Genomic DNA, 16,504 nt, shown 5'->3' with positions numbered 1-16,504 from the left:
AATTAGCAAATGTGTGCGAAATTCCTCATTCCTCATTCCTCATTCCTCATTCCTCATTGCTCATTGCTCATTGCTCATTGCTCATTAAGCAAAAGCGCCTGCGCTGCGCGCAGGGCTTCGGCGCTGGGCTGGTGTAGCACGCGGGCGGGGCCGGGCTGGGTGAGGTCGGCGTCCCAGAGGCCGGATTGGTGCCACTGGTCGAGGTGGTCCCAGTCGGGCCGGTCGATGATGGGGTAGAGGCAGATGCCCCACAGCGGCAGGCCCGCGCGTAGCACCGCCGCGCACTCCTGGGCCACCATGCGCAGCCACTGGGGCCGGTCGCGGCCGGGGTGGCTGGTTTCGGTGAGGGCGAAGGGGCGGCCGTAGCGCTGGTGGGCGGCGCGCAGCAGCTCGCGCAGCGGCAACCAGCGCGGGTCGGGCACGGCCTCGTTCCAGCCCAGCTTGAGGTCGGTGCCGTGCTGCCACTGGTTGTCGTAGTAGTAGTTAAAGCCCACAATGTCGAGCAGTTCGGGCCGGCCGCCCAGCTCGGGACACATACGGCCGGCGAGGATGTCGGTGGCCTGAAACTGGTTGTTGTGGCTGTCCTGGGCCGCCTGCCGCTGCTGGGGGGTAGCCCCCGGCGGCGGCACGATGTGCACCAGCGGCTCGGTGGTGAGGAGGCGGATGCCGGGGTCGGCCGCGCGCAGGGCGTGGGCGCCCTCGATGTAGGCGCGCATCAGGCCGTATTTCACTTCCCAGCCCTGATGAATGCAGTAGGGGGAAGTGCCGCGGGCGTCGCCGCCGAGCCAGGAAATGAAGCTCACCTCGTTGATGGGCGTCACGATGAGCACGTCGTCGGGCCGCTGGCGGCGGTAAAACTCCACAAACGCCCGGCACAGCGCCGTGAACCGCCGGGCAAACAGCGGATGCAGGGGCGTGAGGTCGTCGGGGTAGCCGAAGTGGCACAGGTCCCACACCTGCTGGATGCCTTGGCGCTGGCCGGCCGCCAGCTGGGCCTGCACGGTGCTGAAGTCGTATTGGTAAGGCGTCTTTTCAATCTGGGCCCAACGAATGCCCTCGCGCACGGTGCGGATGTTGAACGGCGCCAGGTCGGCGTAGTCTTCGTCAATCAGTTGCAAGTGGCCGGTGAGCGGCAGAAAGTCAACCCGCTGGCCGAAGCAGTTGAGCTGGTCGGTACATTCGTAGCCGCCCCACCAGAACGAGCGAAATGGGTTGGCCGGGTTGGGCAATGGGGTCATGTCGTGCTTTCAGAATCGGTGTGCGTTGTGTGTTGGAGTTAAAAGTGAAGAGTTAAAAAGCAGTTGACTCATTTTGACTTTCAACCCTTCACTTTTTAACTCGACTGCAAGGACTTTGAAAACTGCGCTATAGCTGTTTCCAGGTCAGTGTGTACGTTCTGCTTTCCATTTCACCTCACCCCCAGCCCCTCTCCCGCGGAGAGGGGGGCCAACCGTAGGTCGGGAGCGGCTCCCCTCTCCGCGGGAGAGGGGCTGGGGGTGAGGTGAAAGGTGCACACGAACCTGAAAACTGCGATAAGTAAAAAATAACGCAAGCAGCCGTCGCCAGCGGCTGGAAATTAACTCCGCCGCCTCAACCGCTATCGCTTGGCGCCGCAGGGCGTTACGAGGAAATCGGGGCCACGTGGGGCTGGCCTTCGCGCTTGGTCAGGGACTTGGCCTCCACAAAAATGCGTTTCATCTCGGGGTGCTCGGCCCGGATGGCGTCCTGCATTTTGTCGATGGCGCGCTCAATCTCCTCAGCCGTGAGGGCGCTGGCAAACTCCACGTCGAGGGCCAGCACGATGTCCTTGGGGCCGAGGTAGGAGGTGAGCGGTGCGCCGGCCCGCTCCACGCCGGGCTGCGCCCGCACGATGCGGTCGAGGTCAGCCAGGGTTTTGTCGTCAACGCCCTCGCCCACCAGCAGGCCCTTGGTCTTGTAGATGAGAAAGATGGCCACGCTCACCAGCAGCAGGCCGATGCCGATGGAGGCAATGCCGTCGAGGGCGGGTTTCTCCAGCAGGTGCCCAAAAAACACCCCGGCCAAAGCAATGATGAGGCCCAGCAGCGCGGCCAGGTCTTCGAGCAGAATGGCGAACACCGCCGGGTCCTTGCTGCTGCGGATGCTGGCCCAGAACGGCTGGTCGCCCCGCTCGTGGTTGAAGGCCTTGAAGGCCAAGTAGCACGAAATGCCTTCGAACACCAGCGACAGGCCCAGCACCACGTAGTTCCAGGTGGGGTCGGTGATGGGGGCGGGGTGCTTCAGGTGCTCGATGCCCTCGTAGAACGACATGCCGCCGCCCACCGCAAACACCAGCACGGCCACAATCAGGGCCCAGAAGTACAGCTCCTTGCTGCGGCCGAAGGGGTGGTGGGCGTCGGCGGGCCGCTCGGCCTGGCGCACGCCGTACAGAATTAGGACGCCGTTGCCGCTGTCGACCAGCGAGTGGATGCCCTCTGAGAGCATGGCCGACGAGCCCGTGAAGCCCGCCGCCACAAACTTGCTGACGGCAATGGCGACGTTGGCCCCGATGGCCCCGTAAATGGCGAATTTGGAAGAGGAAGCGCTTGCACTCATGTCCCGCCATACGCAGCAACGGGGGCCCGCGTTGGCAACCGGGCCCAACCCCGGCCCCCGGCCGCGCGGCGCGGCTTCACGGCGCGGTTTTCAGCACCCGGTAGGTGCGGGCTGCCGGGCCGGCGGCGCCCACGGTCAGGAAGTAGGCGCCGGGGGGCAGCGCCCCGAGGTCGAGGGTGCCGCCGGCCCCCAGCGGGGCGGTGCGCACGGCGCGCCCCAGCAGGTCGCGCACCTGCACCGCCGTGCCGGCGGGGGCGCCCGCCACCGTCAGCCGGTCGCCGGGGCCCAGGGGATTGGGGAAGACTCCGCCCGGCGCGGCGGCTTCGGCCGTGGCCAGGGGCTGGGCCGTCGTGAGCTTCACCACGGTTACCTTGTCCGTCACGGCCAGTGCAAACGCGTTATTGGCGAGCGGGTAGGTGGCCGTGCCCGGGGTGGCATTGTTGTCCAGCGTGTAGCCCGTGGCCTGGGTCACGGCCCCGGGCGGCAGGCTCACCGTCACGGTTTGGGCAGCTGGGTACAAGTTCACGTCGGCGTTCACGTCCCAGCTGGGCACTTCGAGCCAGAGCAGCAGGTAGAAGTCGCCGGTGCGCTTGCGCAGCAGCAGCTGGCGCACGTTGGCGGTGCTGCCGGCCAGGGCGTAGGCCAGCGTGCCGGGCGCGAAGGCCGGGCCGGGGTCGGCCAGCACGTCAGTCAGCTGCTTCACGGCGCGGTAGGCCGGCTTCTCGCTCAGGTCGTTGCGCAGCAGGCCAAAGAGCTGCTCGCGCCCGCTGGTGCCCTCGTCCACCAGCTCGTACTTGAACGTGCGCACGATGCCGCGCCGGAAAAACTCGGCGTACATGCGGGCGGTGTATTTGCCCTCGGCTTCCTCGCTCAGGCCGTCGGCGCTGAGGTCGTTGGAATAGCCGCATTCCGTGGCCTGGGGCCGCTTGCCCGAGGGGCTTTGGCGCGCGAGCAGGTAATTGTAAGCCCAGTCGAGGCCGCCGTAGCCGTTGCCGCCCCAGCCCGGCGAGCCCGGCCAGCGGTCCGACTGGTAGGGGTGGAAGTTGGGGTGGTCGAGGTGGGCGTCGAGGTTGCCCACGGCCGCGTAGGCCCCCTCCGAGGTGAGGGACGGGCCGAGCACCGGCCGGCTGGCCAGGGCGGGGTCGGCCTTCACCAGGGCGTAGAGCGTGCGGGTGTAGGCCTGAATCTTGCCCACCCAGTCCGTTTCGCGCGCGTCGTGGAATAGGTCGTACTCGTTGGGGGCCTCGATGGCTTCGGTGGCGGCCAGCGCGTTGGCTTTGATGTCGTTCAGCTCTTCCTGGATGCGGGCCGGCTGCAAGGGCGAGAGGTAGTTGTCGGGCCGCCGGGCGGTGATGAACGTGGTGCGGATGCCGTGGGTCGCGAACAGGTCGCGGGCCCGCGGGAAGACCCCGCCCACGTCGCCGTCGCGCACGTGGCGAATGCCGGCGCGGACCAGCTTGGCCTTGAGGTCGGCGTAGCGGGTGGTGTACACGTTGCCGGCTTGCCAGTGGGTGTTCACCCCAATGCTTTCGACAAAGGCGTCGGCCGGCTGCGCGGCGGTTGGGGCGGCGGTTTGCGCGGCGCCCGGTCCGGCGGCCAGCAGCGCCAGGCCCAGCAGCGGCAAGGAATGCAAAGGTGTTTTCATGAGAAGCAGGAAGGTTGAGGGGGGCCAAGTTAGGCACCCGCGGCCCGTTACCTTCGCTGCTGCCGGCCCGTGCCGCGCCACTTTTGCGGCCCCACTCGTTCGTTCTTATGCCCGACACTCCCGACTCTACTCCCACGCTGCAGCGCCGCCTCGGCCTGGTGCAAGCCACCGCGCTCAATATGATTGATATGGTCGGAATAGGACCATTCGTCACGCTGCCACTGGTTATGGGGTTTATGGGGCCGAATTTCCTGCTGGCCTGGCTGGTGGGCGCCGGTTTGGCCCTGGTCGACGGCCTGATTTGGAGCGAGCTGGGCGCGGCCCACCCCGAAGCCGGCGGCTCCTACCGCTTCCTCAAGCTGGCCTACGGCGAGCAGAAGTGGGGCCGGCTGATGTCGTTTCTCTACGTGTGGCAGACGCTGGTGCAGTCGCCGCTGGTGCTGGCCTCGGGCGCCATCGGCTTCGCCCAGTACTTCGGCTACCTCGTGCCGATGACCGCCTGGTGGCAGCCCAAGCTGGTGTCGGGCGCCGTGGTGCTGCTGCTCATCGCGCTGCTCTACCGCCGCATCGAGGACATTGGCCGGCTGGGCGTGGCGCTGTGGGTGGGCGTGCTGGGCCTTATGGGCTGGCTGATTTTCGGCGGCCTCACCCACGCCCACCACGCGGTGGCCTGGCTGCCCACGGGCGGCGCGGCGGCCCTGCCGGGCGTGCTGCTCTCGGCCGCCATGGGCCAGGCCGCCATCAAAACCATCTACTCCTACCTCGGCTACTATAACGTGTGCCACCTGGGCGGCGAAATCGTGAACCCCCAGCGCGTGATTCCGCGCAGCATTTTCCTGAGCATCCTCGGCATCATGGCCCTGTACCTGCTGCTGAACTGGAGCGTGGGCACCGTTATTCCGTGGCAGGAGGTGCAGGGCTGGCAGGCCGCCGGCGCGGGCGCCGTGGCCGACAAGTCGCAGTTCATCGTCAGCCTCTTCGTGGAACGGCTCTACGGGGTGGCCGCCGCGCAGGCCGCCACGGCGCTGGTGCTGCTGGTGGCCTTTGCCTCGCTGTTTGCGGTGCTGCTGGGCTACTCGCGCATTCCCTACGCCGCGGCGGCCGACGGCGAGTTCCTGCCGCTCTTCGGTCGGCTGCACCCCACCAAGCAGTTTCCGCACGTGTCGCTGCTCATTCTGGGCGGCACGGGCTTCGTATTCAGCTTGCTGTTCCGGCTCGGCGAGGTCATTACGGCCATCCTGGCCATGCGCATCCTGGTGCAGTTCGTGGGCCAGGCCGTGGGGCTGGTGCTGCTGCGGCGTCGGCGCGGCACGGCGTCCCTGCCGTTCAAAATGCCGCTCTACCCGCTGCCCGTGGTGCTGGCCATCATCGTGTGGCTGCTGGTGTTCTACAGCACGGGGGCCAAGTTCATGCTCTCGGGCCTGTTGGTTATCTCGTTGGGCGTGGGGGCCTTCCTGCTCTGGAGCCGGCGGCTGCAGCGCTGGCCGTTTGAACGGTAGATAATGCTTTCGTTTACCTCATTTTCGTGTTTTTATGATTACTCGCTACGCCCTGCTGCTGCTCTGGCTGCTGGCTGGTTTTCAAAGCTCGGCGCAATTCTGGCAGCCGGCGAAAGTATTGTCAGCCGACTATTTGCTGTGGAGCCCCGTTCGTCGCCTAAAGGCCCAGGACTTTCAGTTAAAAGTGCGTCCGCGAAACAACCTAAGCCAGAGCTTCGCCAGTTTCGGCGTACAGCTGAGCGGAAACAATATGGATTTGCTGGGCAAGAACGCAAACCATGTCGTTCAGAACTACGTCCACCGCCCCGGCTCGTACCTGGACCCGGCCGATACGCTGAGCACCAGCTTACAGCTTCGTTATCTGCAAACGGAGTGGGATATTTACGAAATAGCGGCCCGGCGGCTCCGGCAGCAGCTTCGGGGCGCGGCCACAAGAATAATTCTGTGGGGCAAGCCTGATGCCAGTGAGCTGCTGAGAACCACTTTCGAAGCAGCGAGCCAACGGGTAATTCAGTATTCCGACGAAACCAAATACGGACTGTTTCTGGACAAGCAGCTGGAATGGGAAAGGCAAATAGCCAGTGAGCTGGCCGAGCTAGCCGATTTTGCCACGGCAAAATAACCCGGCGGCATCGGCTAGCCCAGCCAGTACCCCAGTCCGCCTGCCACTGACGCCCCGGTCAGCGTATTCAGAAAATTAACCGCGTTGTTGTTCAGCAACCCGCGCCGTTCCAGGGTGGCCCCCAGCACCGAATCGGCTAGGTTGCCGGCCGTGCCGCCCATCAGCAGCCACCAAAACGCCGTACTCCAGCCGAAACACAGGCAGTACACGGCCGCCAGTGTAGCCGTCCCGGCCAGCCCCAGGGCGGTGCCTTCCAGGCTCACCACGCCGTTGCGGCCCCGCGCGTCGGGCCGCAAAGTGAGAATGTTGTAGTAGCGGCGCCCGTACAGATTGCCCAGCTCCGAAGCCAGCGTGTCGGCAGTGGCGGCGGCGAAGCTGCCGGCCAGCATTAGCTGAGCCAGCGGCGCGGCGCGCGGCAGTTGCCAGGCCACCAGGCCCAGCAGGGCCGCTACGCCGGCGTTGGCCACTACCTGGCCGGCGGTGCGCCGGCCCCGGTTTTCCTCGGCCAGTCCCAGGCGGCGCTTGTCGGCCACGCGCCAGCTGGAGGCGGCCGTTCCTAAGCCGAAAAACAGGGCCAGCAGCGCCAGCTCCGGAAAGCCGCCGCCCAGAAATATGAGCAGGCCCAGCGCCCCGCCCGTGCCGGCAGCGGCCGTGGTCAACTTGCCGGCCCGCACGCTGTAGGCCATGCCTAACCCGAGCAATAGCAGCACCAAGCCAAGTCGGATAAAATCAGTCACAGGAGCAAACCACGAGCTGTCCAACCCGCCATGTCAATGAAGTGTCAACTGTTGCTTCGCGGCTCATTGGCTAGCTGCTAGTGCTTTTCATTCCGGGAGCGAAATCCCAGGTACATCATCACGGTAAAAAGCGCTAGCACCAATCCTACCGGAAAAGAAGCCTCCGTCGCTCAGGTTCTTTTGCTCCGAATGAGTCAGCTTTACGAAAAGCTGACTCGGAAAAATAAGCCAAAGCAACACGCCTGTCAACAGCAGTACCTTAATCAGTTGTAGTAAACAACCCACAGCTTAAAATTACCCCAGCCGTTTCTCGTAGCAGAAAAACCGCAGTCCCGGCCGGAACGCCAGCGGGATTTCGCCCGCAAAGCGGTAGCCCAGCTTCGGAAACAGCCGTTGCGTGGCCGCGTTCTCGGAATTGGTGTCCACTCGCAACACCCGCAGGCCTTGCGCTAGGGCTTGCTTTTCGGCTTGCTCCAGTAGAGCCAGGGCCACGCCTTTTCCTTGCGCACCTGGGTCCACCGCCAGGCGGTGCGTTACCAGGGCGGCTTCTGTTGCGTCCCAGTCGGCCTGGGCGTATTCGGCATCCTGGTCGGTGGTGAGGGCCGCCACGCCGGCTACCGTGCCGTCCAGCTCCGCCACCCACAGCTGATGTTGCTCGATGTCGCGCTGAAACGCTGCTTCATTTGGGTAATCAATTGACCACTGAAAATTGCCGCTGGCGTGCATCAGCGGCACTACGCGCCGGATGAGGGCGAGGATGGCCGGTACGTCGGCAGCGGTGGCGCGGCGGGTAAGCAGCATAGAAAACGGGAATGATAAACCAAGGCCCAATGGCGCTTCGACAATATTTCAGCAAAAGAAGCAGCCCGGACGCGCCTGCTGCTTCAGGACTGCCGGACTGCTCCGCGTGGATGTTCAAAACAGGATTACGTGGTCTGCACGAAGCGCTTGATGTCGCCGCTGGCGATGTAGGACTTGCCGTCGGGGGCGGTGTTCACCTGGTCCACCACGAAGAGGATGCTTTCCTCGCGGATGCCGCGCGGGAAGCGCATGTTCCAGTTCGGGTCGAAGCCGTCGCTCACCACGCGCGCGCGCAGCTTGCTGCCGTCCTTCACGCACTGGATGAGGACGCCCGAGCCGATGGTGTCGGTTTCCTCCAAATCGGCGAGGGTGGTGGGGGTGCGGGCCGGTCGGACGCTGGCCGCGCTGCTCCGGCTACGCGACGAGGAGCCGTGGTGGCCGCCGGCCAGCGGGTCGGTTTCGCCCGGCCGCACGAGGCGCGTGATGACGCCCTTGGCCCGGTAGAAAGTATTGTCGAGGCTGCGTTCCAGCTCTTCTACCACGTAGTGGGCGCCCTCGGCCCGGATGGCCCGTGGAAACTGGATGTTCAAATCGTCGTAGCCCGGCGACACCACCCGCACCCGCAGCTTGCCGCCCTCGCGGAAGCAGGCCAACTCGACGCCAGCCCCCGGCTCGGCCACCACGGGCAGGGCGTGGGCGGCCTGGTCCACGCTCACGCCGCGGCCCGACAGGTCCACGCGGGCGCGGCGGCCCTGAAAAGCCTGGTCGCGCAGCTCCTTGCGGCTCTCGTTGTCGAGGTGGCGGCTGGCGATGCGCTGGGCGTAGTGGTTAATCTGGTCGATTTCCTCGGCAATCTCGAAGTGCTCGTGCAGGCCCTGTGCGGTCAGCTCGGCCACCAGCTGGTGCAGCAGCGCTTCGGCTTCGGCGTGCTGGCCGGTGTCGGCCAGCTCCACGGCCCGCTCCTTGTCGCGGGCAATGCGCAGGCGGGCCAAATCCATCGTCACGCCGCCGTCGGTGGCCGCCGCCACGGCCTCAATGGCGCCGGCCGTGACCTGCACCGTGTGCTCGCCCGAAATGGACTCGATGCGACCTTCGCGGATGGCATCGGCCCGGTACGCGACGTGCAGCAGCGGGTGGCCGCCGGCCGCCAGCGCCGGCAGCCGCAGCCGCAGCCCGAGCAGCTTGTCTTCGTTCTCGTGCACGTCGCCGAGGTGCAGCACCAGCCGGCCATCGGCCTGGGGTTCCACGCGGGCCAGGCTGAGCACGTCGGCAATTTCGGTGGGCCCGACGGGCGTGAGCGTCACGGTCAGGTTCTGGGCGGCAATGGCCTTGAGGCTGTCCAGCTCGATGCCGAACACGTCGGCCGCGTCGTCCAGCGACTGAATGAAGTAGAAGTTGCCCCCGGCCGCCCGCGCCATGCCAATCAGCAAATCCTCCTCAAAGTGGCCGCCGAAGCCCATGGTCGTGGTCGTGATGCCTTCTTCGGCCTTCTTGCCGGCCGTGGCAGTCAGCACCCCCGGCGCGGTGATGCCCTGGTTGGCCTGCCCGTCGGTGAGCAGCAGCACCCGATTCACGTGCCGGTCGGTTTTGTGCTTGGCCACCAGTTCGCAGCCGCGCAGCCAGCCCCCGCTCAGGTTGGTGAGGCCCCCGGCCCGCACCCCCTGCACGAGGCGCTTGATGGCGTCCTTGTCGGTCACCAGCTCCGCGTCGAGCAGCGTCTTCACCTCGTCGTCGTACACCACGATGCTCAGCCGGTCGTCGGCCGTGAGCCGGTCCACGAAGTCGGCGGCCGCCTGCAGCGCGTACTTCAGCGGCGCCCCCGCCATGCTGCCGCTGCGGTCAATAACCAAGGCCACGTTCAGCGGCCGGCGCTGGGGGTTGGGCACGTCTTCACGAAAGCTTAACAGGAGGCTGGTCGTGTCGGCCAAACTTTCGAGGATGACCGGGCTGGCGGGTTGCTGCGTGATTTGCATGAGAAGGAAGAAAAAGGAGAAAATAGGCAAAAAGCAATGCGCGGCAAACGCCGGCAACGAGGAAAAATAGCAACGAAATGGGAGAATTGAAAACCCCTCAGGTCTCGATGAGCGGCCGGTAATCCTGCTCATTCTCAAAGCCGGCCAGCCAGGCAGCGGCCCGGCGGCAGGTGCGCACGTGGGGCGGCACCCGCAGCACGTAAGTATGGGCCGTAGAGGGACACCGCACCCGCAGGGCCACCACCGGCTCGTCGTCGTCGAGCGGAATGCGGATGAGCTGCCGCTCGCCGCCCGCGTCGCGGTCCCGGTCGATGACGAGGCCACCCACTTCCTGAATGAAGCGGTCGAGGCCAAAGCGCTCCAGTAGCACGCGCCGCCGCGTCACGTTGCGCACGTTCAGAATCTCCCCGGCTTTCAGGTCTTCGGGCCGGAAGGCGGTGCGCTCGTCCACCGCCGTCCCTTGCCAGTGAATGTTCACCCGCAGCCCGCTCGGCAAGGCCGTCAGGCCGCTGCCGGCCACTTCTACCCAGCTAGTGAGGTGCAGCGTGGCGGGCAGCTGCGCAAGCGCGGCGCAGTTGCCCACGTCCAGCGAGCGGGCCGTGAGGCGCTCGGGCAGCCGGCGCAGCTGCCGGTTGCCGCTCAGGTTCACGTGCTCGCGCACCAGCCAGTCGCCGGTCAGCTCCCGCACGCCGGTCCGGGCGGCCTGCACGCTGGTGGCGCGCAGGCGCTCGGGCAGCAGGTTCAGATTGGGGCAGTCGCTCACGTCCAAGTGGGTGCATTCCAGCCAGCGAGGCAGCTCGCGCAGCCGCGGCTCGTGGCTCAGGCGCAGGGCCCCGCTCACGATTAGCTCATCAGGCACTCGGCCGCTGAGGAGCAGGGCACGGGCGGCTTCCGGCGTGGCCCGCAGAGGGCCGGCCGGTTGGGCCGCGGCAACTTGCTGCTGCGGAGTGGCCGGACCGGCGCGGAAAGTGGCGGCCGGCTCCGCAGCTTGCGTGGGCGCGGCGGCCGGCCGGCGCAGCTGCCGGCCCCGAGCGTTGATGCTGAACATAAGCCGTTTAGTCGATGACGGTTCGGATGGCGGACGGCGTGTACTCGCGCTGCTGCCAGACGCGGTACACGCCCACGGGCAGCTCGATGGCGCGGTGCTCCTCGTGCACCAAGGTAGCCGTCGGGGCCGAAATCAGCAAGTACAGGTCCTTGCCGTAGACGTACAGGCTGGCCGTCCCGGTTTCCCGAATACGGTGCGAATGCCCAGTGTGCTCGCCGTGCGCCAGCACCAGGCCGGGCCGGGGTACCGCGCCCGTCGGCAGCGCCGCAACGGGCGCAATGAGGACATCGCCGTGGCGATACAAAAAGCTGGTCGGGGTCATTGGATTTGCTAATTAAGTGAGAAATAATGAGAGTGATTTTCTATGCGAAGCTACATAAATTAGGATGCACTCGCAAGCTTTAAGTGAAAATTTACTAATTTATTTAGTTATTAACTAATCTCAATTCAGGGTGAAAAAAGTCTACAGTACAGTCACAAGCCTTGTTTCACTTCTTCTTTGGTATTTGACCTACCCTTGTAAAGAGCATCAGACAGGTACTTCACAATGGCCGCTGGGTAGTAACCACGAAAAAAAGGGGCTGCCTTGCGCAGGCAGCCCCTTTTAATGTGTAAAGCATGGCCGGTCTACCGGGCCACCACCAGCCGCTGCGCGCTGCGCGCGGCCCCGTGCTGCACCGTCACCGTGTACAAGCCGCTGGACAGCCCGTCGAGCGACAGCAGCAGCTCGTTCGGGCCCGCGTGGGTGAGCCGAGTTAGGCCGGCCACGCGGCGGCCCAAGGCATCGTGCACATCCACCCGGGCCTCCTGCGCCGTAGCCGCTTGCAGGCGAATGGTGACGGCGTCGCGGGTCGGGTTGGGGTAGAGCTGCACCGCCAGCGCGTGGTCCGCGCTGGCGGTGGTTGCCAGGGCCCGGCCTGGGTTGGTGCGGAACAGGGCCCCGGCTGGCACCGCGGTTTTGCTCAGGCCCGGCCCGGCGTAGCTGACGTTCAGCACTTCGTCGCCGCCCCGCTCAAAAAACGTAATCGTGATGGCGTGCAGCCCGGCCCGTAGACCCACGCTGCCCGCCGCCTCCCGCGCGCTGTGCAGCCCGTCGTTGTTCACCACCAGCGTCGAGCCAATGAAGAGCTGGGAGCCGTCGTCGGAAGTGGTGTAAAACGTGTACACCCCGCCGGCGGGCACGCTCACGTACCCGGTGTAGCGAAAGGCAAAATCTTCGTTGCGCAGCCGCGGGGCCAGGCTCACGTCGGTCGTGGTCCCGGTTTTGGCCGCGGTCAGGGCCCCAAAATCGGGTAGGACGCTCCAGCCGCTGCCCTCGTAGTAGGCGTAATTGAGGCCGGCCGTGGTGTTGGCGGGATTGTCGGCCGGGCGCAGGGCGGCGTCGGTCACCGCGAAGCTGATGGTGAGCGGAGTGCCCGCGCTGCCGGCCGCGCCGCTCTGGGTGAAGGGGGTGGCCGTAAGGGTGTGGCTGCCCACGGCGGGCGTCCACGGCAGGTAGTCGCTGGGCCCGTTGTCGCCGGCAATGGCGTAGGGCACCGCGTTTTCGAGCTTGTAATTGGCGTTGCCGTCGTAACCGAAGCGCACGCTGCCCACCGTGGCGGGGTTGGTGTTGGCCCGGATGCTGAGGTTGCGCGTGGGCAGCGCGGCCAAGTTGAGCGTGGCGCCGCCGGGCAGCGGGTCGTAGCCGGCAATGGGCAGTTCGGTGTCGGCATTAATCAGGGTGAACGACGCGACGGCCTGCGCCGAGGCCGGCACCACCCGGAACGTCGCCGTGTAGGTGGCGTCGTCCGGGGGGGTAGCAATGGTCTGGTTTTGCGTGCCGCCGTTCGACCACGACACGAATTCGTAGGTCACCCCGCCCACGGTCTGGGGCGAAGGCGCCCCCAGCGTGCGCAATATGCCTTCCACGCCCAGCACCGAGGCCGGCGTGGCGCGGGCCGTGCCGTCGAGATTGAGCTGCAAGCCAGCGGGGCTGGTGGCCAAGCCAATGGTGGACTTCTGCGGCAGAATGTCGCGGAAGGTGGTGGTTTGCCGCCCGCCCGCATCGGTCACGGTCAGGATGAGGCGGTAGAACACGTTGTCGGCCAGCTCCCCGGAGTTGGGGATTGCGAAAATGCCGGTTTTGCTGCCTTGGTTGAATGGGGTGCCGTCGTGCTTGTGGGTGTCGTGGTAAAAATCAACCTGCCACACAAACGCGCTGGCCGGTAGCGGGCCGTCCTCCGGGTCGGTGGCATCGGCTGAAAATTGAATTTCGGTGCCCGCCACGTACGTCGTGCCGCTGGCGGGCGTCAGAATCTGGGCCGTGGGTGGGTTGTTAAGCGCCGTCACGGTCAGCGTGGCCGCGCTGCTCGTCGCGGTGCCCACGCTATTGGTCACCACCGCGCGGTACTGGCCGGCATCGGCCGGGGCCACGGCCGCGATGGTGTAGCTGCTGCCTGTGGCCCCGGCGATGTTGGCGCCGTTTTTCTGCCACTGGTAGCTGAACGGCGCCGTGCCGGCCGCCGCCACCGAAAACATAACCGCCGCGCCGATCGTTGCGGTGGCGCTGGCCGGCTGCGTGGTGATGACCGGCGCGCTGCTGCCGGCCGTGTACACCACTTTCCAGAGGTTCGAGCCGTTGCGGGCCAGGTAGTAGAGGTTGCCGTCGGGCCCGGTTTGCAGGGCTAGTGCGTCGCCGGGCATGTTCTGAGCAAACGCGGAGCGGACCGGGGGCGTGGTGCCGCTGCCCGGGTCGACGTAGTTAATCCACTTGCCGCAGTAGTCCTGGTAAAAGTACTTGCCCACGTAGGCCGCGGGGTAGTTGGTGCTGGACGGGTTGAAAAACGTGCCGCCCGTGATGGAGCAGCCCGTGCCGTCGGGAAAGCCGCCCTGGTGCGGGTAGGCAAAAAAGGGCGCCGTCTCGCCCGCTCGCACGTTGTAGCCCTCCGAGGAGGGCCAGCCGAAGTTGCGCCCGCTGGTGCCGGCGTCGTTGATTTCTTCCCAGCTGCCCTCCCCTACGTCGTTGACGAAGATTCTGTCCGTGCCCGGCTGCACCGCGAAGGTGAAGGGGTTGCGCAGGCCCTGGCTCCAGATGCGCTGGCGCTGGGCCGAGAGGCCGCCGCCCACGTACGGGTTGCCGGCCGGCACCGAGCCGTCGGCGTTGATGCGCAGCATCTTCCCCATGTACGAGTCCAGGTTCTGGGCGTTGGCGCGGTTGGCGTTGTCGCCCACGGCCACGTACAGCTTGCCGTCGCGGCCGAAGTGCATGGCCCCGCCGTTGTGGTTGGTGGCGCTGCTCAGCGGGTCGAGGGTGAGCACCGTGATTTCGCTGCCCGCCGCGGCCACGTCGCCGCTGGCCGTGAAGCGGCTGATGCGGTTGTTGGCCCCGCCAGCCAGCGTGTAGTAAAGGTAGATGTATTGATTGACGGCAAAATTGGGGTCCAGGGCAATGCCAATCAGCCCCCGCTCCCCGCTGGAGTTCACGCTCAGCGCCACGAACGGCGTGGGCAGCAGGACGCCGTTCTTGACGACGCGCAGTTGGCCGGTTTGCTGGCAGGCGAAGATGCGGCCGTCCGGGGCAAACGCCATGGCCGTGGGGCTCTGGATGCCGGTGGTGACCAACGAGGCGCTAAATCCGGCGGGGAACGTCTGGGCCCCGGCCCCCATGCTGGCCGAAAGGACCATGATGGTAAAAAATATGATAATAACAAGCCAATGTCGCGGCGCTTGTTCCGGCGGCCCGGCGGACTGTAATCGGGGGAAAGAAGTTTTCATAAGGAAGAGGTAAGTTAAATTCTGGCGTGGAAAAGCCTAAAATCTGGTCATTAGCCAGCTTTTCAAGCGTAAGTAGGGGCGGGCAACGCGGGGTATTGGGGTTTACTTCATGGGCAGGGTGGCTAGGGGTGAACATCGTTAAAGCAGGCACCCGCCGTCGCTGAAGACAGGAAATCGAACCAGGATACCGGCAACGGAAGGATAGGTAAGTTACAGTTTTTCAGCTGATTTAGCACACATATTCGCGTTAAAATTTTGTTACGGCGTTTTGGAGGATGCGACTCTACCAGCTCGCGAGCAGTCACCAACAAAAAAACGCATCATCATGATGCGTTTTTGTACTATATAGCAATCATTAAATAAAATATGCGACTCTTAGCCCCGGCGCAGCACGGCGGCGGCTTCCTTGGCGAAGTACGTGAGGATGGCGTCGGCCCCGGCGCGCTTGATGCTGGTGAGCACCTCCATCATGGTCTTTTCGCCGTCGAGCCAGCCGTTTTGGGCGGCGGCTTTCACCATGGCGTACTCGCCGCTCACGTTGTAGGCCGTCACGGGCAGGTGGGTGCGCTCCTTCACGGCGTGAATCACGTCGAGGTAGCTCAGGGCGGGCTTCACCATCACCATGTCGGCGCCTTCGGCCTCGTCGAGGGCCAGCTCGCGCAGGGCCTCGCGCTTGTTGGCCGGGTTCATCTGGTAGCTTTTTTTATCGCCTTTTTTCGGAGCCGAATCCAGCGCGTCGCGGAAGGGGCCGTAGAAGGCCGAGGCGTACTTGGCCGTGTAGCTCATGATGCTCACGTGCTGGAAGGCCTGCTCGTCCAGCACCCGTCGAATCCAGGCCACGCGGCCGTCCATCATGTCGCTGGGCCCGATGATGTCGGCGCCGGCGCGGGCTTGAGCCAGGGCCATCTGGCCCAGCACTTCCAGCGTAGCATCGTTCAGGATTTCGCCCGATTCGGCGTCCACCACGCCGTCGTGGCCGTCGCTGCTGTAGGGGTCCATCGCCACGTCGGTCATCAGCACGATGTCCGGGAACTGGCGCTTAAGGTCGGCCACTGTTCTCAGGTACAGGCCCTCGGGGTTGGCCGATTCCTTAGCCAGCCGGTCCTTCAAGGCGTCGTTGATGCTCGGGAAGGGGGCGAAGGCGTTGATGCCCAGCTCCACGCAACGGCCCACTTCGTCGATGATTTTATCGGCCGAGTAGCGGTAGATGCCGGGCATGGACTTCACTTCCAGCGCCTGGTTCTGGCCCTCAATCAGGAAGAGGGGAAAGATGAAGTCGTGGGTGGTGAGGCGGGTTTCCTGCACCATGTCGCGGATGACGGCGGACTTGCGGTTGCGGCGGGGGCGGTGGGTGGGGAGCATGGGGGAGAAAAAACAAAAACGTATGATTTTACAACCAGCACGCGGAAAAAAGGTCCGCCGCTGGGTCTCGGAGTTTATTTGATTGCGGGCGGGGGCGCCTCGTTCGGTATTCCCACTACTACGCCCACGCCGGTCACCAGGGCCCCGAATCCGAGCACTGCCAGACCCACCCCCACCCCGAGCAGGCCGCCGATGTGCCAGCCCAGGACCAGGCCGCCCAGTAAAATGAGCACGCCCGCCAGCGTAACGGGGTTGAACCGGCTCTTAGCGGTGCTGCCGTGGCCGGTAATGCCAAAAACGCCCGCCATAATTGTCAGTAAGCCGGCCCCCAGCCCTCCCATCGCCGCCGCCAGTCCCCACCAATTGGCCAAGGCGATGCCCACCAGAATTCCCGCCACCGCGAATACGACGCCCCCCAGAAAGAACAAAAACACGGCATTCATCTGCGTAGGAGTTTCTGCCCGCCCGGTAGGTTGCGGAGAACTACCCG

13 protein-coding genes are annotated in these 16,504 nt (G+C 65.3%); 2 read left to right on the top strand and 11 right to left on the bottom strand.

What is annotated here, in order from left to right; translation table 11 throughout:
* Positions 1–74: 74 nt before the first annotated feature.
* The 3 genes from RMO51_RS10570 to RMO51_RS10560 form a co-directional block, all read right to left on the bottom strand.
* Entirely contained in the window at positions 75–1,238 is a 1,164-nt protein-coding gene (locus tag RMO51_RS10570; RefSeq protein WP_310394463.1) for an amine oxidase, read from the bottom strand.
* Positions 1,239–1,620: 382 nt separating this feature from the next.
* A complete protein-coding gene (locus RMO51_RS10565) occupies positions 1,621–2,574 on the bottom strand; it encodes a cation diffusion facilitator family transporter (protein WP_310394462.1) in 954 nt (317 codons plus the stop codon).
* A 76-nt stretch (positions 2,575–2,650) separates the two neighbouring features.
* Positions 2,651–4,219 (bottom strand): T9SS type A sorting domain-containing protein, encoded by a 1,569-nt coding sequence (locus tag RMO51_RS10560; protein ID WP_310394460.1) that lies wholly within the window; start codon positions 4,217–4,219, stop codon positions 2,651–2,653.
* A 107-nt stretch (positions 4,220–4,326) separates the two neighbouring features.
* Here RMO51_RS10560 and RMO51_RS10555 point away from each other — a divergent pair, with 107 nt between their 5' ends.
* Entirely contained in the window at positions 4,327–5,718 is a 1,392-nt protein-coding gene (locus RMO51_RS10555; RefSeq protein ID WP_310394458.1) for an APC family permease, read from the top strand.
* Positions 5,719–5,752: 34 nt separating this feature from the next.
* Positions 5,753–6,340 carry a hypothetical protein gene (locus RMO51_RS10550; protein WP_310394457.1) on the top strand — a complete coding sequence of 196 codons (588 nt, stop codon included), beginning with the start codon at positions 5,753–5,755 and terminating at the stop codon, positions 6,338–6,340.
* A 14-nt stretch (positions 6,341–6,354) separates the two neighbouring features.
* Here the strand turns inward: RMO51_RS10550 and RMO51_RS10545 are convergent, their stop codons facing one another.
* The 8 genes from RMO51_RS10545 to RMO51_RS10510 form a co-directional block, all read right to left on the bottom strand.
* Entirely contained in the window at positions 6,355–7,050 is a 696-nt protein-coding gene (locus RMO51_RS10545) for a DUF92 domain-containing protein (protein WP_310394511.1), read from the bottom strand.
* A 321-nt stretch (positions 7,051–7,371) separates the two neighbouring features.
* Positions 7,372–7,878, bottom strand: coding sequence for a GNAT family N-acetyltransferase (locus RMO51_RS10540; RefSeq protein ID WP_310394455.1), 507 nt, complete (start codon positions 7,876–7,878; stop codon positions 7,372–7,374).
* Between the two features lie 125 nt (positions 7,879–8,003).
* Complete coding sequence (locus RMO51_RS10535) at positions 8,004–9,851, bottom strand: VWA domain-containing protein (RefSeq protein ID WP_310394454.1); 1,848 nt, start codon at positions 9,849–9,851, stop codon at positions 8,004–8,006.
* 97 nt (positions 9,852–9,948) lie between these two features.
* On the bottom strand, positions 9,949–10,899 hold the full coding sequence (locus tag RMO51_RS10530) for a DUF6745 domain-containing protein (RefSeq protein WP_310394452.1): 951 nt from the start codon (positions 10,897–10,899) through the stop codon (positions 9,949–9,951).
* A gap of 7 nt (positions 10,900–10,906) precedes the next feature.
* Positions 10,907–11,221 carry a hypothetical protein gene (locus RMO51_RS10525; RefSeq protein WP_310394450.1) on the bottom strand — a complete coding sequence of 105 codons (315 nt, stop codon included), beginning with the start codon at positions 11,219–11,221 and terminating at the stop codon, positions 10,907–10,909.
* A 305-nt stretch (positions 11,222–11,526) separates the two neighbouring features.
* A complete protein-coding gene (locus RMO51_RS10520; RefSeq protein ID WP_310394449.1) occupies positions 11,527–14,562 on the bottom strand; it encodes a PQQ-dependent sugar dehydrogenase in 3,036 nt (1,011 codons plus the stop codon).
* 465 nt (positions 14,563–15,027) lie between these two features.
* Complete coding sequence (hemB, locus tag RMO51_RS10515; RefSeq protein WP_310394447.1) at positions 15,028–16,014, bottom strand: porphobilinogen synthase; 987 nt, start codon at positions 16,012–16,014, stop codon at positions 15,028–15,030.
* Positions 16,015–16,088: 74 nt separating this feature from the next.
* Complete coding sequence (locus tag RMO51_RS10510) at positions 16,089–16,457, bottom strand: hypothetical protein (protein ID WP_310394446.1); 369 nt, start codon at positions 16,455–16,457, stop codon at positions 16,089–16,091.
* Positions 16,458–16,504 lie beyond the last annotated feature (47 nt).

The sequence above is a fragment of the Hymenobacter sp. genome (assembly GCF_031398885.1).
GTDB lineage: Bacteria > Bacteroidota > Bacteroidia > Cytophagales > Hymenobacteraceae > Hymenobacter.
The sequence above is the reverse complement of the archived record's forward strand: the minus strand, read 5'-3'. Positions and strand labels throughout refer to the sequence as shown.